This is a genomic window from Paenibacillus sp. P36, from assembly GCF_045866505.1.
GTDB lineage: Bacteria > Bacillota > Bacilli > Paenibacillales > NBRC-103111 > Paenibacillus_E > Paenibacillus_E chondroitinus.
Genome location: NZ_AP038372.1, coordinates 22,833 through 44,829, shown reverse-complemented (window position 1 = coordinate 44,829; position 21,997 = coordinate 22,833). Strand labels below are relative to the sequence as shown.

The window sequence follows — 21,997 nt, the reverse complement described above, 5'->3', positions numbered from 1 at the left end:
GATAGAGTTGGGATTCAGTTAACTGCCAAATCAACAAAATCCCTGTCAGGTCCTATCTTTAGCGGAACCAGAGAACGCTATTTTAGGAAAAACGGGCTGTTTCCCTCTCTGAACGGAGCTACGGGGTCTTATTTAATCGCCATGGAGTGTTTATCAGGCAAAACCGGCAAAATAGCGGACTGTAGTTCCTGTACCAGCTGAAAAATGTGACTTTAGAGCGGAATAGCGGACCATTGTTCCCTTCCCCATTATCAAGATCAACGCCACCACTGGTTACCAACAACAAGCCCCTACTGCTCCCGCGGCCGGATCGCGATCACGTGGCGATCAATCCCCTGGAGATCCGGTACGAACCGGATCTCCTCCCAATCCGCGGCGGCGCGCAGCATCGCCGCCACAGCCTCCGCCTGCCCGATGCCGACCTCGAACCCGACCACGGTCGGGATTCGCGGCAGCAGCGGCAGCTGCGCAATCATCCGGCGGTACAGGTCGAGTCCCTCGACACCGCCGAACAAAGCCGTGTGCGGCTCGAACAGCCGCACCTCCGGCATCAGCGCCGGGAGCTCGCCATCAGGGATATACGGTGGGTTAGACACCAGTATATCCGGAGCGATCCGGCGCTCAATGTAAGGCTCGAGGAGGTCGCCCTCGAGCCACTCCACTCGCGCAGCCACGCCGTGGCGCTGCGCGTTCGAGCGGGCCATCTCCAGCGCTGCCGCGGAGATGTCGCTGGCCGCCACGCGCCAGTCTGGGCGCGCGTGAGCCACCGTCACCGGGATGATGCCGCTCCCGGTGCCAACATCCGCAAGCAGCGGAGCGCCTTGCGGGAACAGACGCGAGCCCTCGCGGAGCAAAGCTTCCACGAGCAGCTCCGTCTCCGGCCGCGGAATCAGCACAGCCGGACTAACGGCAAACGTAAGGCCGTAGAAATCCTGCTCGCCGATTACATACTGTACCGGCTCTCCCGCGGCCTTCCTCTCTACTAGCTGGCGCCAAGCGCCCTCCAGCTCGGCAGGAAACTGTTCCTGGAAGCGGAACAGCAGCTCAGTTCGACTGCAGCCCAATAGGTGCTGCAGCAAAAGCTCCACACAGGAAGCCGCCTCCGCTACGCCCAGCTTCCCTAAAAAAGAAGAAGCCTCTACATAGGCTTCTCTAATCGTCTTCGAGGCAGTTGGCATCACATTGCCTGCTCCCCATTATCCAAAGCATCCGACTGCGCAGCAATCGTTAGCGCCGACACGATTTCTCCCATGTCACCGTTAAGCACTGTATCTAGTCGGTGAAGCGTCAAACCAATCCGGTGATCCGTAATCCGGCTTTGCGGGAAGTTATACGTGCGAATTCGCTCCGAACGGTCCCCTGTACCGACTTTGCTTTTACGCTCGCCTGAGTATTTCGCTTCCTCTTCCTCGCGAATCTTATCGGAAATTCGTGCACGCAGTACGCGAAGCGCTTGCTCCTTATTGGAGTTTTGCGATTTGCCGTCCTGACATGTTGCCACAATGCCCGTAGGCACGTGCGTCACGCGAACCGCTGATTTCGTCGTATTAACGGACTGACCGCCCGCTCCGCTCGAACAGAATGTATCTACGCGAATATCCGCGTCATTAATAACGATCTCAACTTCTTCCGCCTCAGGCATCACTACAACTGTTGAAGTGGAGGTATGAATACGTCCGCCTGATTCTGTTACTGGAATACGTTGTACACGGTGCGCTCCGCTCTCAAACTTCAGCTTACTAAAAGCGCCTTTTCCTGTGATCATGAAAATAATCTCTTTGAATCCGCCCAAATCATTCACGGAAGCATCGAGAATTTCCGTTCTCCATCCTTGCGCGTCCGCGTAGCGGGTATACATACGGTAAAGATCGCCCGCGAACAGCGCTGCTTCATCGCCGCCTGCTGCTCCACGAATTTCAACGATGACGTTCTTGTCGTCATTCGGGTCTTTTGGCATCATGAGGATTCTGAGTTGTTCTTCCAGATTAGCCGATTGCTCGCTAAGCTCTTCGATCTCCATTTTCACCATTTCACGCATTTCATCATCCAGCTTCTCGTTCTGCATCGCTTTCGCGTCTGCCAGCTGCTCGCTCACGCTCTTATATTCATTATAAGCATCGTAGGCTTCCTGAAGATCGGATTGTTCCTTCGAATACTCTCTAAGCTTCTTCGTGTCACTCGTCACATCCGGGTCACATAGCAGCTCACTTAATTTATCATAGCGGTCCACAATGGACTGAAGTCGATCCAACATAACGGATCACTCCTTTCTTTATTTTTTATTCATTAAACATTAAATCGGAAATGCATAACGTCCCCGTCATTCACTACGTACTCTTTACCTTCCAGACGCACTTGCCCTTTTTCCTTCGCGCCGTTCATGGAACCCGCCGTTACCAAATCCGTATAAGACACAACCTCGGCACGAATAAATCCACGCTCGAAATCGGTATGAATTACGCCAGCCGCTTGAGGAGCTTTCGTTCCTTTGCGGATCGTCCAAGCTCTTACTTCCTGCACCCCAGCTGTAAAATACGTATACAAGCCAAGTTTGCGATAAGCTGCTTTAATCAATCTATTCAAGCCGGACTCTTGAAGTCCCAACTCTTCGAGAAACATTGCTTTTTCTTCTTCTTCGAGCTCAGCAATCTCGGATTCCACCTTCGCGCTGATCGAAACAACTTCGTTGTTTTCTTTCGCCGCGTATTCCTGAACGATTTTAACAAATGGATTCTCATCCGCTGTTGATACTTCGTCTTCGCTCACATTGGCCGCATAAAGAACCGGCTTCATGGTCAACAAGTGAAGGTCGCGAACAAGCAGCTTCTCATCGTCGCTCAAGTCGATGCTGCGCGCTGGCAGATCGTTATAAAGAGCTTCCTTGATGCGTTCCAAACACTCAACCTCAGCAACAACTTTTTTGTCGCCGCCTTTCAGGTTTTTGCGGGAGCGCTCGATCTTTTTCTCAACGGACTCAATGTCAGCCAAAATCAATTCAAGATTAATCGTCTCGATATCGCCAATCGGATCTACTTTACCGGAGACGTGCGTAATATTATCATCCTCAAAACAACGGACAACATGCACAATGGCATCCACTTCACGAATGTGCGCCAAAAATTTATTTCCAAGCCCTTCGCCTTTGCTCGCGCCCTTCACCAAACCCGCAATATCAACGAATTCGAAGGCTGTCGGAACAATGCTCTTAGGGACAATCATCTCTACCAGCTTGTGCAATCTCTCGTCCGGTACTTCAACTACCCCAACATTCGGATCTATCGTACAGAACGGATAGTTTGCAGATTCTGCCCCCGCCTGTGTAATTGCATTAAACAATGTCGATTTTCCTACGTTCGGTAGACCGACGATACCTGCTTTCAAAGCCATCGTAGTTACAACTCCTTAATTTTCGAAAATCATCCTTCTTATTATATAGTACTTGGAACGCAAAAAAAAGCCTGTAGGCTACTGATTAGCTGCAGACTTTTTTTCCAGTGCTTTTTTTGTTTCATTTTCCTGCTTCTGGACGAAGTACGTTTCAATCTGATTTTTTAAAATAAATCCGCGCAGCGCGTTCGTTTTCTCATCCGGGATGCTGACAAAACTAGCACCGTAATAGTAGCCGTCATTCGTTTTTTCTTGCCGAACAATTTCCATTGTACATGGCACCAAAAAGCCCAAAATTAACTCCACTTCCAGTTGAGAGTTCTTTTGAATGACTTTTTCAAGCATAGCATTTTCACTGATCGTAAATCCTAAACCATTAATAGATAGATTTTTGATAGAGAATCGAATCGGTGTATCAAAATGATGTTTGAGCTTCTTGTTTCTATCTTGGAGCGCGAAAAGAAGCCCTTCATTCTTCACATCTACGCGAGGGAATTCCCGCTTTTCCGTGAACTTCCTGCGGTTTTCAGGAGGATTCAGAACAATCAACGAACCCTGCTCCTTGGCCACAACCACCGTATCCATAACAAACAGCCCGGATTTCGTATATACCGTCATTTTACACTTATCTCCCAGCGCAAATACATGATACTCCGGCAGCTCAACTTCAATAATGTCACCTAGTGCATAGGTCAGCACGCCAGTGGCTACGAAATCTTCCTTGCTCAGCATCGCTTTGCTGTCAATCATTACATCAGCGTCGTACCCTTCTTTGCTGCCGTAGAACTTAGCAGATTTTTGTTTGCTAACCACTTTGTTGATCAACCCTCCCCGCGTTCCATATAAAAAAATAGACTGCCCCTGCTTTGGGGACAGCCTATTACCTCAACCTGAAAAAGCATCGATTTTCGGTAACCAGGCTGTCGTAGTTCCATAGGAACCGTAGACCCTCGGCTTTGCGTCCTTACCTTTCGGTAAGTTTGCCATTATCGAACCTTACAAATGAATTGTCATGCTTTGTCGTACAATATCGTGCTATATGGTCTAAAAGACCTACGTTATCTCTCATTATACGGTTGGATTTCCCTATTATCAACTAATTCTCTTGCATACATCTGGTATTTGTTGTATGAATGTTAGAAGAATTAAATATCCACAACTTTTCGAGTTATACACATTGTTATCCACAGGTTGTTAACAACGAATATTTGTTCGATCCTTTGTTCACATGTGGATAAGATTATTTTTAGTGAGGTGTCCCCCTGTGGATGAATATAATGAACATATCCCGTGGATGAAAGCGGCCATAGAGGAAGCCCGTAAAGCCGAAGCCATTCGAGAGGTCCCGATTGGTGCCGTCGTTGTCTATCAAGGGGAAATTATCGGCCGCGGCTACAATCTTCGTGAAACGACGCTGGATCCGCTTGCTCACGCTGAAATGATTGCTATTAAGCAAGCCAGCGAGCATTTGCAAGCGTGGCGCTTGCTTGACTGCAAGCTCTACGTCACGCTGGAGCCTTGCCCGATGTGTGCCGGTGCGATTGTTCAAGCGCGCGTTCCGCAGGTGATCTACGGCACAACCGATCCCAAGGCTGGCTGCGCGGGAACGTTGATGAACTTGCTGCAGGAGGACCGGTTCAATCACCGGGTCGATGTGGTCAGCGGCGTGCTGCAAGAGGAGTGCGCGACGATGCTGACGCAGTTTTTCCGCAAGCTGCGCGGGAAGGAATAGCGCGTTGGCGTTGGCTTTTGGCTTTGGCTTTGGCTTTGGCTTTGGCTTTGGCTTTGGCTTTTGGCTTTGGACTTTGCCGTTGGGGCTGGGCGCTAAGCTGAGTGCGAGCTAGCTTCGCAAGCGGTCGCCTCGCATTGATACGCGAAAGGGAACTGATCCCCTATTCGCCGGATCTTAAGTACTTCAGCGAGGAAGTGGGAACTGTGATCCGCTATTTTAGCATTTCTAGCCGAAATCTTGGCTAACTAGGCGAAATAGAGCCCGGTAGTTCCGTCTGAACCCTGGAAGTGTACGTTTTGGCTTAAAAAGCGCCCGGTAGTTCCCCATCGCACGATGCAGTTAACGAATTTCAACTACAAGTTAAATCTTGCCACTCAAAGGTTGCGCCATATAAGGCTTCGTGCTATCATAATCTTTGCCATGCGCCCGTAGCTCAGCAGGATAGAGCAACAGTTTCCTAAACTGTAGGCCGGATGTTCGAATCATCTCGGGCGCGTATACAACATAACGCCAGTTAACGGTATAAGCCGTTAGCTGGCGTTTTTTTTCAATCCACAGGACAGTTAAATTCTTTTAAAGCTTTGTTCATATTTTCTTTTAATTTATCTACATATCCAGTAAGATCACCAGAATGATTGCTAAGATTTGCGTTGTACTGATTGACTTCATTGTTTATCTGCTCTGTGTAAAGAGCAGCGATCTCGTGACATCTTGGACCTCTAATTGGCGAATTTGACACGGGCAGCGGTGTAGGCGTTGGTTGAGGTTTATTCGGAACAGATACATCCGTTGTATTATCTACACGCTGAGAGTTCCAAGTCTTCATAAAATGGTATTCTGCTAGGTTGTCCTTACTGCTCTTACTAAACTCCTCAGCATTTGATCGTTTGACGGTAACAAAGTTTCTAACCGAGTTATTATAAATAATGCTTACTATCATTGAATCTACAGGTGAATTAACCAAAAAATCGGAGAGTGCAATGGTATGATCTTTATCTGCACTATCATTTGACATTTCTAAATCTATTTTTAAATAAGCGCCATACTCATTATAGATAAGCTGCACATTTTTCCCCTGATATTCTTTAGCTTTCTCATTCAATGACGGAATAGTAGCTGCAAAATCTTTCATTGCGTTATCTTCCTTTACTTGAGGGAATGCAAGATCAACGGTGTACTTCTCAGCATCCCACGTCACCGATGCCCCGGCTTGTTTCAACAGGTACAACGGGACAACGGTTCTGCCATCTTGTATCGTAGCAGGCACATCCTCGGCTTGAAGCTCTTTCCCCGCTAATAAAACCTTCACGATTGGAGCCCCCTTGTAGTCCCCATGAAGGCCCGCCGCATGAACGACACCAGCCAAACAGAAAAACGCTAGCATAAACACAAATAGTTTCTTTTTTTTCATAAAAACTTTCTCCCCCACCCAAATAAGCTTGTTGATTGCCACCTGTAACATTTCTAATATTTCTAGAAAATTCCTGCAAAAATTCAATTTTTTCTACCTATCCACATGTTAATAGACTTCCGGCCCGCTGAGAAAAAAAATCAGCGTTATCAACATCAGTACAAGTAAGAGGTTTTTAGAACGTTATTAACAACGAAAAAGAGGGAGGTTTATCCCCAATCTGGCAAGGAGATGCACCAAACAGTAGTACTCAGGAAAAAGCATGCGCTGTGTTGTACTTTTTGCAACAAAAAGACGGAGGTTCGGCTTCAATTCGCAGTTTCGTTGTACTTTGTGCAGCACTTTGGAGAGGGAGGGACGGTATTAACCCCATACAGGCCAAAATGAGTGTACTTCATACAATGAAGATGACGATTCCGGGGTAAAACCGCCTTCAGTATTGTATAAAGTACAACATAGGGCGGGGCGGCATCTCAGCGCAAAAAAAGAGCCCACCGCATCAAAAAGCGGCAGGCCCTCCCTACTTCATCCGGTCCCGATACTGTCCCGGTGTCATATTCTCATATTTCCGAAAAAGACGGATAAAATACGATGGCTGATACCCAATCTGCTCCGCAATCTCGTTGACCTTTAAATCGGACTCGACCAGCAGTTTCTTGGCTTTATCCATCCGCAGGGTGATCAAATAGTCGATGAAATTCACGCCATTGATTTGCTTGAATGCTTTACTTAGCGCATAGGTCGTTGTATTAAAAGCGTCCGCACATTCCTCTAGGGAGATGTCACTGTTCATAAAACGCTCCTGAATCCGGTCTGTAACGCGCTCTACCAGGCGCTTCATATGGATGTCCTGGTACTCATTCAGCCCTTCAATATAAGGTGAGATCACCTTCGCCTGGAAAAAGCGGACCATCTGCTCGGGTTCCCTAAGCTGATTCAACTGTTCGTACAAGTTGTAGCCCTCGAAGAAATGATGCGGATTAAAGCCTGACTCCAGCATAGTATGCAGCATACTGCCCAGAACCTGCATGGCTCCTTCCTGGAGGATCTTCTCTTTGCTCGACTGGCGCACAAGCTCATGAACGAAGCTCTCGATCAAGCTCAGCGACTGCTCGCTTTGACCCATTCGAATGGCTTGCATCAGCTCTTTTTCCAAGGCAAACGGATAATGCACATCGTCATTGGTGCTCGGCAGCATCTCTTCCAAATCAAGCACTTGATGATCAGCTTTCAAATCCCGATAGCGGATAGAGCTGCGCAAAAATACTAAAAGCTGCGGCAGATCCTGCACGTTCGCGGTTAAACGGCCCATGCAGACGGTGGTCTGCATTTTAAGAAGGGAGCTAATGGTTTGTGCCAAATCATTCGCTAACAGATACAGCTCATCTTTGGCCTGCTGTTTCGTCCGATCCATGGGGTAAGAGAGCAGAATACCTACGGTCATGTCCTGGAAGTTCATAATCTCCGCATTTGGGGTTTGCGTGTTTACGATCTCTTGCGCGATATTCGCTGCCGCGAAGGTTGCCAGTTGTTCCTCATTTTCCAGGAACCGGCCATCTTCTTTGGCAAATCCGCTAATCTTCACCAGCAGCAGAACGAACCACTGGGACTCCGTCTGCCAGTCGAAGCTCTCCATCCGCCCTCTTAGCTCTGTCTCGCTCAGGGAGTAAAAGTGTCCTTGCACCAACTGCAAGAGGAACGCGGACCTTAGGGCAGGATAGGCCTTATCCAGCTTGGATTCCAGCACCCTGCTCTCCTGACTTAAATGCCGCCACTCCTGTTCAATAAAGGCAAGGTCATCCCCTTGGCTCTCCTGTGTGGGCTTATAATCCTTAATCACATTCACGAGCCGTACAATCGGTTGATAAATTCGCTTGGAAGCCACCCACGAAAGCAGCACAGCCAAGAGAAGCCCTATTCCCCCTATACTGAGCATACTTCTAGACATAAACTCCACAGGGGCCGTCAATTGCGATAAGGAGGTTGCCGTTACGAATTTCCACAATGTTCCGGAACGCGAGAACTGGCCGAAGGCGACAGAGTAGGACTGCCCTTTCCGGTCCAGGATGTAAGAGCCTATTTCTTCCGACCGTCCGATGACACTTTCCCTGACTGCAGCTTCTAATTCAGCATGTTCTTCATTTCCATTACTATATGTCCATCCTTACTCATAAGAAACGCGGCGCCATTGGGGTCTGTGGCCATTTCTTCAACCATTTCTACCAACTTATCGCGATTCAAATACAAAATAAGGGCCCCATACGGCTCTCCTACGCTTGGCAGCTTCTCGATTAGCGCAATGGAAGTAGACTCAGGCTTCCCGTTTCCCTTAGGCAAGGACTCCCACCAGAACACCCCTCGCTCTTGCTTCATTAACGTGTGGAAAATATCCCGCTCCAGCTCATTACGGATCGGAACAATCCCCTCGCTATCCGAAATAATGACGGGATCTTCTCGGTCCAAATATAGCTGCGCCTGATCAATTAAAGGATACGCTCCCTTCATCAGGCCCAGGAAACGATATAGATTCTGCGTTGTGTTGTATTCATCCTTGAGATTCATATCCGCAATTCTGGCATCCATCCTGCTATCCAGAGACCACTGCGTAGCGGCCAGCTCGAGCTGAGCCAGGTTATCATTCATACGATCCATCGTTTTCTTCAGCAGAGTATCATGGTTGCGCATAATCTCTTTCTCAATATGAGCGCGTCCCGTAATATACGAAGTGTACCCGATGATGGCTGTAGGCAAGCTGGTAATGCACAACACCAAGATCAAGCTTCTGCGATAAAAATTCCCCCTGCCGGAACGTTGTGTCCACCAATACCAGCTCTGCCTCCATCGACTCCACATCATCTGTCCCTCTTTCATCCAATGCCGAAATCCCCCGCGACTGCCGCATTTTTTTGGCGTCGGGGGGGGCGGTATTTATTTATTTCGCGCTATTGCGTTTTTGATAAGCAGCGTTCATTTCTTCTGTGATTTTGACCATATCCGGATCTGTCTTCAACTTAGCTACATAGCTGTCCCATGCGCTGAGCGATTCTTTCCCCATAATGACCTTCGTTTTCATATCTTGAATTTTCTTTCTAAGCTCTGTACCAACCTTTTGGTTCGTATCTGAATTTAGACCTAACGAAGGGTCACCCGTACTGATTTTCACTTTTTCATCAATGATTTTTCTGTTGCGTTCCAAGTAATCGTTCGGCATACCTGTGCGGTAAGCACGCAGATACTTGTCATATTTCAAGAAAATTTGACCTAGCGCTTGTTGAGCTACAATATCTTTCTTTGCTTGCTCTGTCGGTGTCTTGATGCCGTCTTTCTCTGTGTAGTGGACATCTTTCAGACCAAAGCTTGCCAGATCATAACCTTCTTGCGTAGCGCCGTAATCCATGAATTTCAACAATTGCTTCACTTTCGCTTCTGGCACAGATTTCGGAATCGCGTACATACCGAAGAATCCGCTGTCTTTGTTCGAATAACCATTTAACGAAACTAGTGGGATAAAGTCTGCTTTCGGGTTCGTTTTACGCAGTTCTTCCGTCGGTTCCCATGCAGCTTCAGCTGTATCCTGGAAGCCTCCGCCACGGTTTGCTTTCAGCAAATCTTTGGCCTGTGTATTTTTGAGAACAGCGATGTCCTCAGGAATTAACTTCTCCTGGTAGGCACGATTCATCCAAGTAAGTGCGTCCTTCATTTCAGGCAGCACGTTTACGTTGACCAATTTGCCATCTACAAGCTTCCAATCGCCATTAACTTTTGTGAAGCTGTTCTGTAATTGACCCATGTAAGACATACCATTTTGGTCGACAAAGCCAACATAACCAATGGTGTCATTTTTCCCGTTGCCATCTGGATCTTTCTCAACAAAAGCTTTTAATACTGTGTAGAGCTCGTCCGTCGTTTTCGGAATTTCTAGATGTAACGTATCCAGCCAATCCTTACGCAGGTAAGGGAATCCACCGCCATCCGTAGGACGGGCACGTGGGATACCGTACGTTTTACCGTCAGCTTGCTTGGTATTCTCCCATGATTCCTTCGGATATTCCATCAAGTTCGGATAGTCCTTCAGCATCGGTGTAAGTTCCCAGAATGCGCCTTGAGCGACCATGCCGCGTACTTGCGCACTGAATGGATCATCCAGCAAGATCAGATCAGGAATATCGCCTGAAGCTAGTGTTACGTTGATTTTATCGCCATAGTTGTTTGGTGAAACCCAAGTGATTTTGAGCTTTGTGTTCGTTTTCTTTTCGATTTCTTTGACGATAACATTGTCCGGCCCTGGAGGCTCCGGCGTGTAATACATTGTCATGATGCTAATCTCAGTTGGCTTGCCGGACGCTGCTTGTCCCGCACTGGCAGCCGGTGCGCTCTCTTTGCTTCCACATGCAGCTAGCACAGAGGAAACGAGAAGGGTGGATGCTACTACGCTTATTGCTTTCTTGTTCATAACCATTATTGTACAACCTCCCCAAATGTTCATCAATTATCTATTCTTTAACCGAACCTACCATTGCACCTTTGGCAAAGTGTTTTTGCAGGAACGGGTACACCAACAAAATCGGGATGGTCGCAATAACAACTGCCGCCATCTTGAGCGTTTCCGGAGGAATCCGCTGCTCGGACATCATTTCAGCTGCGGCGCCGCCGCCTGCTGCCGTTGACGCGTCAATCAACATATTTTGGAGCAAAACTTGAAGCGGCTGCTTTGTGAAATCATTGATATAGAGAAGTGCTGTGAAGAAGGTGTTCCAATATGCTACCGCGTAAAACAGTCCGAAAGCAGCAAGTGAAGGCAGCGACAGCGGCAAAATAATGCGATACCAGACGCTGATATCATTACAGCCGTCGATACGCGCCGATTCCTCCAGACTAGCCGGAATGCTGTCGAAGAAGCCTTTCATCAGCAGCACATACCAACCGCTTGTTAGAACCGGCAGGATGAGCGACCACGTGCTGTTAATCATGTGCAGGTCTCTCACCAACAAATAAGGGGGAATAATCCCCGGATTAAACAGGGTCGTTAACAGAATAAGCAGCATGATGAACTTGCGGCCCTGAAGCCTTTTACGAGAAATCGCATAAGAAAGACACGATGTTACTAGCAAGCTAAGCACTGTCCCAACTACAGCTAGGAACACACTGTTTCCTATAGCATGTAGAAAAGCATCGGTCGACATCAGGTATTTGTAAGAGGCCAAACTCCATTTAGCAGGAAGCAGCTTAAACTCGCTCGAAATGTAGCTGGACGGATCACTAAACGAAACAACAAACACGTAATAGAGCGGGAAGAATGTAATAATCCCCATTATTCCTAGCAGGATGGCGTTCACCGCGTTAAAGACGCGATCGCCTTTTGAAGCAATATTTGTAGATACATGTTCTGCTGACATCAAGGATTCCTCCTTCCATTTCTAGTAAACGCCGTCTTCGCCAAATTTCTTGGCCAATTTATTGGCTCCAATGACCAGCAGCAAGCCGACAACTGATTTGAACAATCCGACTGCGGTACTGTAACTGAATTGACCTTGTTTCACACCAAGCCTATACACATACGTATCGAATACGTCGGCTACCTCGGATACCGCCCCATTCATCATCAAGAAGACCTGCTCGAAGCCGACATCCATGATATGGCCGATCCGCAGAATGAGAAGAATGATAATAACGGAACGAATACCTGGCAAGGTGATGTGCCACATTTGGCGGAACCGGCCTGCGCCGTCCATCTTGCCCGCTTCATATAATTGAGGATCAATGCTCGCCATCGACGCAAGGAAGATGATCGTGCCCCATCCGGCATCTTTCCAGATGGACTGCGCCGTCAGCATGCCCCAGAAATAGTTTTTATTCGTTAAGAAGTCGATTTTACCAAAGCCCAGGGCAACCAGCATTTGATTGATAGCCCCATCTCCTGTTGAGAACAGCAGGAAAGTGATCCCTACGATAATGACCCACGATAAAAAGTGAGGCAAATAGACAATCGATTGAATGATTTTCTTATAAACCATATGGCGTACTTCATTCAGCATTAGGGATAATAGAATCGGCAGCGGAAAGAAGAGCACTAAGGATAAGACGTTAATTGCCAGCGTATTTCGGAAGAGTGTGAAGAAATCCGGATTGGAGAAGAACCTTTGAAAGTGCTCCAGTCCCACCCATGGGCTCCCCGACATGCCTTGATAGGGTGAATAGTTTTGAAAGGATATGACGATTCCCCACATAGGCACATATTTGAAAATAAGGAAGTAGAGCAGCCCCGGAAGCGCTAACACATATAAAAATTTGTCCCGAGCGATGCCTGACCAGACTTGTTTCAATCGACTCGCGCCCACTTGTATTCCTCCATTCTCGTTGTAATGATTTCAGCAGGCAGCTACTTGCCAGCGACAAGATTCAATGTACAGGGTGCTCCCGTTTCCTACAATCATCCATTTTTGTGCCCTTGATATAGCAGGAAATTTAGGTTTTTCTAGGCAATTTCCACCGGTTGCTTTATTTTGCAAACAACCAATCATAGCCTTGCCCTAGTCGATGTTCTATAATAAAACAGTAGTTAGATCAGGTCTGAAAGGAGCTATCCCCGTGACGATTAACAAAATCCCAAGCTCTTATCGTATTCCATTGTTTTGCGCAGTCACCTTGTTGTTCTGGATGTCCATGTATACGAGCGTTCCCATCATGGCGCCTTATGTTGAATTCCTTGGCGGGAATCACCAACTGGCGGGATGGATCGTTGGCATGTATGGGATTTCCCAAATGCTGCTCCGCATACCGGTAGGCATCATGTCGGATCGCTTTCATAAACGAAAACTTTTTATTACGTTTGGGCTGTTTTTTACAGCCATTGGGGGACTTGGACTTTGGTTTACCCACGATTTCACGTGGATTCTAATTCTCCGAGCGCTAGCGGGGGCAGCCGCGGCAACGTGGGTCGACTTCACGGTCTTATTTACGAGCTACTATAAGCATGAAGAGTCGACGAAAGCGATCGGCACGATCTCTTTTTTCAACTCCTTAGGGCAAGTGCTCGGCATTCTTTCCGCGGGATGGGCGGCAGATTCGCTCGGTTGGGAGGCTGCTTTTATTCTAGGAGCGCTGCTGGGGGTGCTCGGGTTCATCGGTTCTTTCTTTTTGATCGAAAAAATAGAGCCTGATGCGCCTAAGATCACAATGCGTGCTATCGGAAATGTGGCTGCGGACCGTACGCTTCTCTTCGTATCCTTACTGGCTATTTTGTCGCAGGTGCTCATCTTCGCAACCGTTTTCGGGTTCACTCCCGTTTATGCCACTTCACTAGGCGCCGATAAATTCTCTTTATCGCTCCTCTCTTTATTCGCGAATGTGCCGGTTGCGCTAGCTTCTTTATTTGGTGGGCGAAAATGGGCAGCAAAATACGGCGAGAAGCGAATGGTTGTTTGGGGGTTCGTCCTCATGGGGATTTTTACATTTACCATCCCTTTTACGCATCATTTATGGGTGCTTATGGTTACCCAGGCTTTCGCCGGCTTTGGTCGGGGGCTTTCCTTCACCCTATTGATGGGAATGAGCATTAAACATATGCCTGCGGAGAAGCGGGCAACGGCAATGGGATTTTTCCAAGCCATCTATGGATTAGGCATGTTCGTTGGCCCTGTGCTGATGGGTGTTATCGGCGATTGGTTCTCCTTGAATCAGGGCTTTATCGTCCTTGGTATCCTTGGTGTATTCAGTGCTCTTCTATCTCAATGGTTCGTAAGAGTCACGCCTAAGATTCCAGCTGTCCAGTCAAGCGGATCTACCGCGGCGCTTTAACCGATAATAAGCGAATCTACTCGATTCGCTCTTTTTTTTTGAGTAAAGTGCAGGGTTATCCTGGTCGCCTTCGTCTATTTATGCGGAGAGGAGGAGAAGCACATTCAGGAACAAGAGCTTGTAACACGCATATTGAATGGTGATGAGGCGGCGTTCCGAGAGCTTGTTGCGACTTATCGTCAATACTTGTTCCAGACGATCTACGCCATTGTACGCCATACGAAAGATGCCGAGGATTTATCGCAGGACGTCTGGTCCCGAATTTATTTCTCCCTCCCTCAGTACCAGATGAAAGGACTCAAAACGTGGATGACCCGCATAGCGGTGAATCGGGCCATTGATTTTAAACGGTCGGCTAGCAGGCGAAGGGAAGAAATGACGTCAGAGATGGAAATTCCGATGCAAGCGGTCCAAACCGCAGGAACCTCATCTTTCTCTTCAAATGGCGTGGAACATGAAGTGTTGATGAAGGAGACCACAGAGCTGGTCCGTCAGAAGCTCCACCAAATCCCCGCCAATTACCATGAAGTACTAACGGCCTATTATATTCAACATCAGTCTTATCAAGATATAGCGAATGCCCACGGGGTAACGGTAAAAACGATCGAGTCGAAGCTGTATAGGGCCAAGCAGTGGCTCCGTAACAACTGGAAGGAGGAGGATTTCATGTGAAACACTACGATGAACATGCTTGGGGGCTATATATCAATCAGCAGCTGCCACCCCATGAAATCAGCGAAATGGAGCATCACTTATACCGATGCGATGAATGTTTGGATCGGTATATGATCTGTATGGAGCAAATGACCATGATAATGCCCGTATTGGAAACGGATGAACGAACATTCGTAGATGCCGTGCTTGCACGAACGTTGGGAACCAAGCGATCCTGGTACCACTCCACGATGCTGCATTACGGAATTGCCGCGGCTGCTACACTCATTTTAGTCGCTACAGGCTTTTTCCACGGATTATCACAGGAATTGGGGCCTCGAGGTGCACTTCAGCCCGCTCCTCCTCCAGAAATGAAAATGGATCAACCGATATCGGACCGATTGCTAAATAAAACATTAACCTGGCTGGATACACTGCAAAATAAATAAGCCACAAGGAGGTCTACACACTTCATGCCTAACAAGAGCAGCATCGTCGCATTCCTGTTGTCCTTCATCCCCGGAGCGGGTCATCTCTATATGAATCGAGTCGTACGTGCAATTTTATATGGAGCAGGATTCTTTGGCCCCTTATTTCTCATGTTCGTTGGTGCAGCGTTTTTTCACGTGCGTGATGATGATATACTTATTCCGCTTTTCCTGTTCGCATTATTCGTTGCTGTCATCAATATGATTGATATGATCGTCTACCTGCTGCGCTACCAACCCTATCCCGGGCCGCAATATGGACCGCATGGGTCACCCTACGGAGCTGAACCGCCTTATGACCACGCGCCAGCATGGGAGCCTAATCCTTACGCTGTTCACGCTGCCTCGCAGCAAGAAAGAACGAGAGTTATGCTGCTTTCCTTCATCCCCGGGCTGGGTCATTTCCAGTTAGGTCTTATGCAGCGCGGTTTAACCGCTATGGTTTCGTTCTTCGGGGTTGCTGTTCTCGTCTTTTTCATCACAATGATGACCAATAACGATAGCTTCGTTGCTTTTCTGCTAGCTATGCCTGTCTTGTGGTTTTACACCATGTTCGATGCATTGAAGCAGCAAGAGCGTAAGCAAGATGGCCTGCCGCTTATTGATCGCAGCCTTTTTGATGACTTTCACTTCGGCGATGATTCTGGGCGCAAGAACCGAACATTGGCAACGATTATCGCTATTTTCCCAGGTGCAGCTCACTTGTATCTCTCCATGAATAAACGGGGCATTCAACTGATGGCGATCTTCTTGTTCTCCATTTATGTGCTGGATGTGCTGCGCTTGTCCCTTTTCTTCTTTTTGATTCCGATTCTGTGGTTCTTCAGCTTCTTCGATGGCTTACAGAGTATCTCCAAGTATGAGAACGGTACACTGGTAGATAAACCTATCGTTGAAAACTGGTCAGCATATCACCGCTCCATCGGCTTCGTTCTCATCCTGCTTGGAGGCTACTATGTATTCAAAGAAGTCATTGTCCAGTTCCTATATCAGGTATTTCCCCATGCGAACTACATGTATTGGCTGAACAACTTCGGTCAAACGTTAATTGTAGCTGTGATTTTGATCGGTGGTGGCATTAAATTACTGCTTTATAGAAAAACGAAGCCTGTTCATTATAAAGAGCAGCATACGGACTCAGATCCTTCGCAGGTTTATTTAGAAATAAACGAAAAAAAGAACCCTTTTTAAGGGGTTCTTTTTTTGTCGGTGTTTTTTGATTTCTTTTAAACTTGTTACACGTAAACCTTAGGAAAATCTGCTTATAAAACACGGTAAGTGTCTTTGGCACATCCCCTCCAGCCTGATTATAACAGGTATGAAAGTCCTCTATGCAACGGTTTTTGTTTCGCGGAATGCTCCAACGGAACCACACCTCTCTGCTCACCGACAAATATAGTATGTCCGGTTTATCGAACTTTAATCATGCTTATTTTAAAATTATTAATGACCGTGGCCGGCGCCTTCACCATGACCATTATTTCTTGAATGGTTACGGTTTTTCACCTTTTTCGACCCTGAGAGGGGCTCTTGTTGCTTTTGTCGCTGGCTATTGCCGCTCGACTGATTCTGGGATGTATCCGTTACTCCATAGGCATCTGATTTCATAGAGATCATTCCCTCCTAGTTAATCTGCAATTTATTCTTGATGATTCAAAGCATCTTGATGTCTGCGATCATTCACTTGCTGCTGCTGTTGCTGCCTATTGTGGCTGTTTACAGCATTCGTTCGGAAATCTTTGTCTACATTTTGCAAATTTTTATCCCGCGTTTTTTGCTTCGTCATGAGAGAACTCCCCTCCCCATTTTAATGGTGTGTGACTCTATGGAGCGCTTGTGCGCATTCATGAATGTGACGAACATAGTCGTCCACCAGATTTTGCACAACATCACCTGTTTCATCGATGTGCATGGTGCCTTGTTGGACATCCATCAACTCCACTTTAACCTCTCTAGCATCCACGTAGTTGACTTTAAAATCGAAATTGTAGCCCGTATGTCCACCTGCCTCAATATGAACCCTAACGGTCTGAGGATCGGCTTCATCGGCCCATACACGCGCCTGATCAGTAGGCTGCAGGGTAGTAGGCAGGACATTACTCCACTCTTGTACCAATTCCGTTTGATCAATTGTCAGCTTATCATAGCTCATAGGTAACACCTCCACATGTTTAAAATGCGGAAGCCGACCGGCTTTTATCCATGTAAAAATACAACAACTCCCCTAAGCTCTTACCTTAGGGGAGTTGTGTGAATCCACTGCTTATTTCATCGTCAGTTGCATAAGAATCGCCAGCATCTTGGCTGCTTCTTGGCGTGTTGCCGTGTCCTGCGGCGCGAAGAGATTGCCGGACTTGCCGGAAATGATTCCAGCTTGCTGCAGAGATTTCGCGGCCTCAACCGCATAAGCAGGAACCTCCGCTTGATCGGCAAAATCTGTCGCCTGCGTCGCTTTAGGCAGCGTATAGCCCATGAACGAAGCGAAGCGGGTAATCATAGCGGCCATTTGGCCGCGAGTAATGTTCGCCTGAGGATCGAATTCGCCTGCGCGTACGCCGCTTGTAATTCCTTTCTCAGCCGCCCATTGTACAGCTTTGGCATAATAACTATCGGCTTTGACATCCGCAAAGCCAGTGCCTGTATAAGAGCTCAGATCGGCATTAGCCATACGAGCCAGAATCAACGTGAAGTCGGCTCTGGTGATATCCGCTTCCGGAGCGAACGCATCGTCATTGACACCATTCAGAATGTCTCTAGCTGACAGGTACGTAATGTAATCTTTAGCGAAGCTCGAAGCTGTATCCTTGAAGTTTGCTTTCTGATATCCAACAGCATACTTCGAGAAATGCTTAACGTTAAAGCTTAATGTTCCTGTGATAGGATCAAAGTGGCTATTCGTTACTTTGGTAATCTCACCGTTATCTGCGATGTAATAAGCTACAATAGCGTTAATATCCTCATTTGCAGCCGGTTGATATGGAATCGCGACTTGAGCCGATCCTCCATTGAAGCTGGATACTGTTTTGCCACCTGCAGTGACTGTAAAATCGAAGATCGGACGATCTTTGACAGCCTCTTGGATCGCTTCTTTGGCCGTAGCATCCATGTTCTGTGTAATGTCATTCACATCTGCTTTACGTATGGAAATGGAAACCTCACCTGTTGACGCGGCAGAAGAGATGGTGGAGACCGCTTGCTTGTCAAAAGATACTTGTCCAATACCTGCAGCAATCTTAATTCCTGTCGTTTCGCTGCTTGCAATCTTACTCATTGCTTCTGCAGGCAGCTTAACGTCCACTTGGTTCGATGCTGGATCTGTACTTGCTTTGATCTCAAGAACCGTCGATTTACTTGTCGATTCCGTCATATCTTTTAAGGCTTGCGTGACTTGAGCGACTGAAACATTAGCTACGGAAGTACCTTTGCTGTCTTTTTCTACAGTAGCAGTAATGGTTGCTTTATCACCGCTAGTACTAGGTGTAGTTGGTACTGTAGATGGAGACGTTGGCCCAGAAGACGCTGGCGTACCACCATTTCCTTTATCATCGTAACTCGTGGAATATACGGATACGCTAGCTTCCGCTGCTCCATACCCATCCGGGCTAAAAGCAGTAATCACTGCGCTGCCGTTTGCAACGAAAGTTACTACCCCTTCTGCATTAACCGTTGCAACGGAAGAGTTCGATGATTTCCATTGCACCGTACCTGAAGTGACGCCATTTCCTTGGGAATCCGATATTGTTGCTGTCAGTTTTGTTGGCGCGGTGCCTGCCGGTACAGATAATACTGTCTTATCCAAAGTAACTTTTTGAACATTCAGCTGATAGACCGCTACGGTTCCGCCAACCTCATTAGCCACCAGCAGGAGCGGGTTGCCATTTGGACTAACAGAAGCAGGGATAAACTCAATGCCTTCAGGACCGGTGTCCGTGTTCAAGTTATCTTTAGGAGTAAATACACGCGAGTTCGTATAGTTAACAAATTTCGCATTGGCTGGATCTGTAACATCATAAGTCATAATTCCGCCAATACGCTCTAACCCAACAAAAGCCAGAATCTTGCTGCCTACTTTGCTAACTTTAATATCTTCAGGTTCAGGACCTTTTTTCGAGCTGCGATCGTCCATTGCTGTTTTACTATTGCTTGCATTGAAATTGTTAGGTAAACGCTGTGCCGTCACTTTCTCAAAATCATTGCCGCTGTCATAAACTTGAGACATTGTGTTCGCTTGCCAGATGGAGAAGGAACGTCCGCCATAGAGATAAATGCTGTCATGGCCCATGTCACCAGCAACCTCAACACCGTCATAAGCGGTTTTCCCCGCCAAGAAGATTGCTGCCGCCGAACCAGGTACCAAACTACCCTTCATAGCGCCAATCGTGCTTCCATTGGTTCTGACGCCCGGCCATTCTGTAACATCCCCCTCATTGGCTGTGAAGATGTACGGAACTCCATCGATCGTTTGTGTGGAAATACCATCTGGCATATACATGCCGTAAAAAGGCACATTCTCAAACTTAATCGCATTGTCTTTGACAAGATCTAAGGAGTTGTTTGGAAGACTCAAATCTTTGAAACCCAATCCTTTTACAGATAAAAGCGTCTTGGAACCGATATCCACAGTTCCTATTGCGTTATTTTCTTGGAACGATACATAAGCTTTGGTGTTATCTTCAGAAATTGCGATGTATTCCGGCTCCAAATCAAACACGGCATCTGCTTTCTGTCCTTCGCCCGTAACAGCACCGGTTGATGGATCAGACGCACCGCGAATGTGGACCTTATCATCAATAACAGCGACATTGTTGAATCTAACATGAGATACCGTATCATTAGTCGTATCAACAATGGTGATGCTTCCTTCCGGATCTGCTCCGCTTGTGCGCGGCTCACCTTCATTGGCAGTCAGAATATATCGGCCATCCGAGGTCGTTTTGATCATATCGGGCTGCACACCGGCTTCATAAGATTTCAGAACATTGCCATCGTAATCCATGACAAGAATTTTCCCTGGCTTCTTAGAATCCAGCTCTTGAACAGATAAGGAAACGCGTTTGGTCTTCGTATTGACATCTACACTCGTCAGGTCTCCATATAAGAAACCATCCTTTTCAACCAGATCTTTCATCGTGACTGTTTTCTCTTTGACTAAACCTTGCACAAGGTCTAGACGCACGATTTCCAAACTTGGTGGATTTCCCGAACCATTTACCAAATAAAACTTATTGTTATCTTTGTTGTACTTAACAATTTCAGCTACACCGCCGTCTTTATTCGTAACGCCGACAGCAAATTGTCCGATTTTGGAGATGCTCAAAGCATCATTAACAGCTTGTGGAGCCAAGACCGTTAAGGATAGATTTTGACCGTACTGTGCAAGGGAGCTATCTGTTACTTTCACGTAAACGTTAGTTGTGACAGATGTTCCTTGTGCAGGCGCACCATACACTTCCCCTGTTGTCGAATTGATCGATAACCCGTTTGGAAGACCCATAGCTGAGAACGTGTACGGTGGTTTCCCTCCATAAACGCTCATCGTTACGGAGTAGGCCATTTGTTCATATGCATTAGGCAAACTTGTGTTCGTATAACCTAATGGAAGAAACCATTCCCCGTAAGCCCCGTATTTCGGACCTTTCAAAGCTCTATCTTGGTCTGTTGTTGCGGAACCAGTGATATCAAATTGTGCGAAGTCAGCTTTGTTATTATCTGTATCTGCTAATGCTTTGCGACGAATGGACTTCTGTTTCGACGTACCTTCCGTGGATCCCTTCGGATAGTCAAACTCATAGCCATCTATATCCGTCTGAATATCCGTATTGTCGCCATCATTGCTTCCCGTCCCCACCATATCTACATAACCGGCAGGCTTTGGATTATTGGCAAAGGGATTTTTTTTCGCAACATCCAGCTTTGTCTGATTGCTCATAAGCGCAACCTTCAAGCCTTTGTTATTGATCCAGCGCCCTGTCCATAACTGGTCATATGTAGCTGACAAATTAAATTTAGGAGACCCTGAACCTGTAGCTTGTCCAAGAACAAGGAATGAGGATTTGGCTTTAATCGTTCCTACTAGGTCTAGCTTCTGCCAATCACCTGTAGGGCCTGTCTTAGCCGACGATCCGCGATCCGCGTATTGCAAGGACCACCCGTTAAGGATGACGTCGTGATCTGTAGGATTGTATAACTCAATAAAACCATGGGATGAGGCCGTATTGCTAGAATCTGTCGATAATCCCCCGCCATACACTTGGTTAATAAACACGTGCGGCACATTGACATCATAAGTACCGTTCGCTTGATACGGAGTCCCCTGGATTACAATAGCGTCTGCTGCTGCGGTTGAAACGATGGAGCCAAACGAAGATACACTTACAGCCGCCGATAACAGAACGGGCATTAATCTCTTCCTAACAGTCTTCAACTGTTGCTCACTCTCCTTAGCATGGAATATCTTGTCTATTATAAAAAAAGAGAATCCTGCTAAATACACATTTTGTGTTAATTTATTTTTAATTATTTGTAAAT

General features: G+C 47.0%; 19 protein-coding genes, 1 tRNA gene and 1 riboswitch. Of the genes, 6 read left to right on the top strand and 14 right to left on the bottom strand.

Annotated elements, in window-relative coordinates:
* Positions 1-290 precede the first annotated feature (290 nt).
* From prmC to ACKTT9_RS00175, 4 genes are all read right to left on the bottom strand, one after another.
* Positions 291-1,178: a peptide chain release factor N(5)-glutamine methyltransferase gene (prmC, locus tag ACKTT9_RS00190; protein WP_407870084.1), complete on the bottom strand. Its 888-nt coding sequence runs from the start codon at positions 1,176-1,178 to the stop codon at positions 291-293.
* Entirely contained in the window at positions 1,178-2,254 is a 1,077-nt protein-coding gene (prfA, locus tag ACKTT9_RS00185; protein ID WP_157318575.1) for a peptide chain release factor 1, read from the bottom strand. Before prfA ends, prmC begins: the two co-directional genes overlap by 1 nt.
* Before the next feature lie 32 nt (positions 2,255-2,286).
* The gene (ychF, locus tag ACKTT9_RS00180; protein ID WP_407870083.1) at positions 2,287-3,387 is read right to left on the bottom strand and encodes a redox-regulated ATPase YchF; all 1,101 of its coding nucleotides are present in this window, start codon (positions 3,385-3,387) and stop codon (positions 2,287-2,289) included.
* Positions 3,388-3,465: 78 nt separating this feature from the next.
* Entirely contained in the window at positions 3,466-4,200 is a 735-nt protein-coding gene (locus ACKTT9_RS00175; protein ID WP_407870082.1) for a PilZ domain-containing protein, read from the bottom strand.
* Positions 4,201-4,294: 94 nt separating this feature from the next.
* Positions 4,295-4,382: riboswitch (cyclic di-GMP riboswitch) on the bottom strand.
* Positions 4,383-4,636: 254 nt separating this feature from the next.
* Here ACKTT9_RS00175 and tadA point away from each other — a divergent pair.
* Complete coding sequence (gene tadA, locus ACKTT9_RS00170; protein WP_407870081.1) at positions 4,637-5,119, top strand: tRNA adenosine(34) deaminase TadA; 483 nt, start codon at positions 4,637-4,639, stop codon at positions 5,117-5,119.
* Between the two features lie 422 nt (positions 5,120-5,541).
* Positions 5,542-5,615 (top strand) — tRNA-Arg (locus tag ACKTT9_RS00165).
* A 51-nt stretch (positions 5,616-5,666) separates the two neighbouring features.
* Here ACKTT9_RS00165 and ACKTT9_RS00160 read toward each other — a convergent pair.
* The 6 genes from ACKTT9_RS00160 to ACKTT9_RS00135 form a co-directional block, all read right to left on the bottom strand.
* A complete protein-coding gene (locus tag ACKTT9_RS00160; protein ID WP_407870080.1) occupies positions 5,667-6,530 on the bottom strand; it encodes a stalk domain-containing protein in 864 nt (287 codons plus the stop codon).
* Between the two features lie 520 nt (positions 6,531-7,050).
* Positions 7,051-8,430 carry a helix-turn-helix transcriptional regulator gene (locus ACKTT9_RS00155; RefSeq protein ID WP_407872933.1) on the bottom strand — a complete coding sequence of 460 codons (1,380 nt, stop codon included), beginning with the start codon at positions 8,428-8,430 and terminating at the stop codon, positions 7,051-7,053.
* A gap of 221 nt (positions 8,431-8,651) precedes the next feature.
* Positions 8,652-9,386, bottom strand: a complete 735-nt coding sequence (locus ACKTT9_RS00150; RefSeq protein WP_407870079.1) for a cache domain-containing protein — start codon at positions 9,384-9,386, stop codon at positions 8,652-8,654.
* A gap of 76 nt (positions 9,387-9,462) precedes the next feature.
* The gene (locus ACKTT9_RS00145) at positions 9,463-10,989 is read right to left on the bottom strand and encodes an extracellular solute-binding protein (RefSeq protein ID WP_315955520.1); all 1,527 of its coding nucleotides are present in this window, start codon (positions 10,987-10,989) and stop codon (positions 9,463-9,465) included.
* Positions 10,990-11,023: 34 nt separating this feature from the next.
* Positions 11,024-11,926 carry a carbohydrate ABC transporter permease gene (locus ACKTT9_RS00140; protein ID WP_407870078.1) on the bottom strand — a complete coding sequence of 301 codons (903 nt, stop codon included), beginning with the start codon at positions 11,924-11,926 and terminating at the stop codon, positions 11,024-11,026.
* A 21-nt stretch (positions 11,927-11,947) separates the two neighbouring features.
* Positions 11,948-12,868, bottom strand: coding sequence for a sugar ABC transporter permease (locus ACKTT9_RS00135; RefSeq protein WP_281282262.1), 921 nt, complete (start codon positions 12,866-12,868; stop codon positions 11,948-11,950).
* A gap of 250 nt (positions 12,869-13,118) precedes the next feature.
* Here ACKTT9_RS00135 and ACKTT9_RS00130 point away from each other — a divergent pair, with 250 nt between their 5' ends.
* From ACKTT9_RS00130 to ACKTT9_RS00115, 4 genes are all read left to right on the top strand, one after another.
* Complete coding sequence (locus tag ACKTT9_RS00130) at positions 13,119-14,327, top strand: MFS transporter (protein WP_407870077.1); 1,209 nt, start codon at positions 13,119-13,121, stop codon at positions 14,325-14,327.
* A 132-nt stretch (positions 14,328-14,459) separates the two neighbouring features.
* Positions 14,460-14,999: a sigma-70 family RNA polymerase sigma factor gene (locus ACKTT9_RS00125; protein ID WP_407870076.1), complete on the top strand. Its 540-nt coding sequence runs from the start codon at positions 14,460-14,462 to the stop codon at positions 14,997-14,999.
* A complete protein-coding gene (locus ACKTT9_RS00120; RefSeq protein ID WP_407870075.1) occupies positions 14,996-15,430 on the top strand; it encodes a hypothetical protein in 435 nt (144 codons plus the stop codon). Before ACKTT9_RS00125 ends, ACKTT9_RS00120 begins: the two co-directional genes overlap by 4 nt.
* A gap of 24 nt (positions 15,431-15,454) precedes the next feature.
* Positions 15,455-16,660, top strand: a complete 1,206-nt coding sequence (locus ACKTT9_RS00115; protein WP_407870074.1) for a hypothetical protein — start codon at positions 15,455-15,457, stop codon at positions 16,658-16,660.
* Between the two features lie 252 nt (positions 16,661-16,912).
* Here ACKTT9_RS00115 and ACKTT9_RS00110 read toward each other — a convergent pair whose 3' ends face one another.
* The 4 genes from ACKTT9_RS00110 to ACKTT9_RS00095 all read right to left on the bottom strand — a co-directional run bounded on the left by ACKTT9_RS00110 (position 16,913) and on the right by ACKTT9_RS00095 (position 21,869).
* Positions 16,913-17,077 (bottom strand): small acid-soluble spore protein P, encoded by a 165-nt coding sequence (locus ACKTT9_RS00110; protein ID WP_379174283.1) that lies wholly within the window; start codon positions 17,075-17,077, stop codon positions 16,913-16,915.
* A 31-nt stretch (positions 17,078-17,108) separates the two neighbouring features.
* Entirely contained in the window at positions 17,109-17,255 is a 147-nt protein-coding gene (locus ACKTT9_RS00105) for a hypothetical protein (protein ID WP_407870073.1), read from the bottom strand.
* A 21-nt stretch (positions 17,256-17,276) separates the two neighbouring features.
* The gene (locus ACKTT9_RS00100) at positions 17,277-17,621 is read right to left on the bottom strand and encodes a hypothetical protein (protein ID WP_127453470.1); all 345 of its coding nucleotides are present in this window, start codon (positions 17,619-17,621) and stop codon (positions 17,277-17,279) included.
* 111 nt (positions 17,622-17,732) lie between these two features.
* Positions 17,733-21,869 (bottom strand): choice-of-anchor I family protein, encoded by a 4,137-nt coding sequence (locus ACKTT9_RS00095; RefSeq protein WP_407870072.1) that lies wholly within the window; start codon positions 21,867-21,869, stop codon positions 17,733-17,735.
* Between the last annotated feature and the right edge of the window lie 128 nt (positions 21,870-21,997).

Bases quoted from the DNA above. Each gene is read 5' to 3' on its own strand.
- prmC (WP_407870084.1), bottom strand. From the start codon at position 1,178: ATGCCAACTGCCTCGAAGACGATTAGAGAAGCCTATGTAGAGGCTTCT.
- prfA (WP_157318575.1), bottom strand. From the start codon at position 2,254: ATGTTGGATCGACTTCAGTCCATTGTGGACCGCTATGATAAATTAAGT.
- ychF (WP_407870083.1), bottom strand. From the start codon at position 3,387: ATGGCTTTGAAAGCAGGTATCGTCGGTCTACCGAACGTAGGAAAATCG.
- ACKTT9_RS00160 (WP_407870080.1), bottom strand. From the start codon at position 6,530: ATGAAAAAAAAGAAACTATTTGTGTTTATGCTAGCGTTTTTCTGTTTG.
- ACKTT9_RS00150 (WP_407870079.1), bottom strand. From the start codon at position 9,386: ATGATGTGGAGTCGATGGAGGCAGAGCTGGTATTGGTGGACACAACGT.
- ACKTT9_RS00145 (WP_315955520.1), bottom strand. From the start codon at position 10,989: ATGGTTATGAACAAGAAAGCAATAAGCGTAGTAGCATCCACCCTTCTC.
- ACKTT9_RS00140 (WP_407870078.1), bottom strand. From the start codon at position 11,926: ATGTCAGCAGAACATGTATCTACAAATATTGCTTCAAAAGGCGATCGC.
- ACKTT9_RS00115 (WP_407870074.1), top strand. From the start codon at position 15,455: ATGCCTAACAAGAGCAGCATCGTCGCATTCCTGTTGTCCTTCATCCCC.
- ACKTT9_RS00110 (WP_379174283.1), bottom strand. From the start codon at position 17,077: ATGAAATCAGATGCCTATGGAGTAACGGATACATCCCAGAATCAGTCG.
- ACKTT9_RS00105 (WP_407870073.1), bottom strand. From the start codon at position 17,255: ATGACGAAGCAAAAAACGCGGGATAAAAATTTGCAAAATGTAGACAAA.
- ACKTT9_RS00100 (WP_127453470.1), bottom strand. From the start codon at position 17,621: ATGAGCTATGATAAGCTGACAATTGATCAAACGGAATTGGTACAAGAG.
- ACKTT9_RS00095 (WP_407870072.1), bottom strand. From the start codon at position 21,869: ATGCCCGTTCTGTTATCGGCGGCTGTAAGTGTATCTTCGTTTGGCTCC.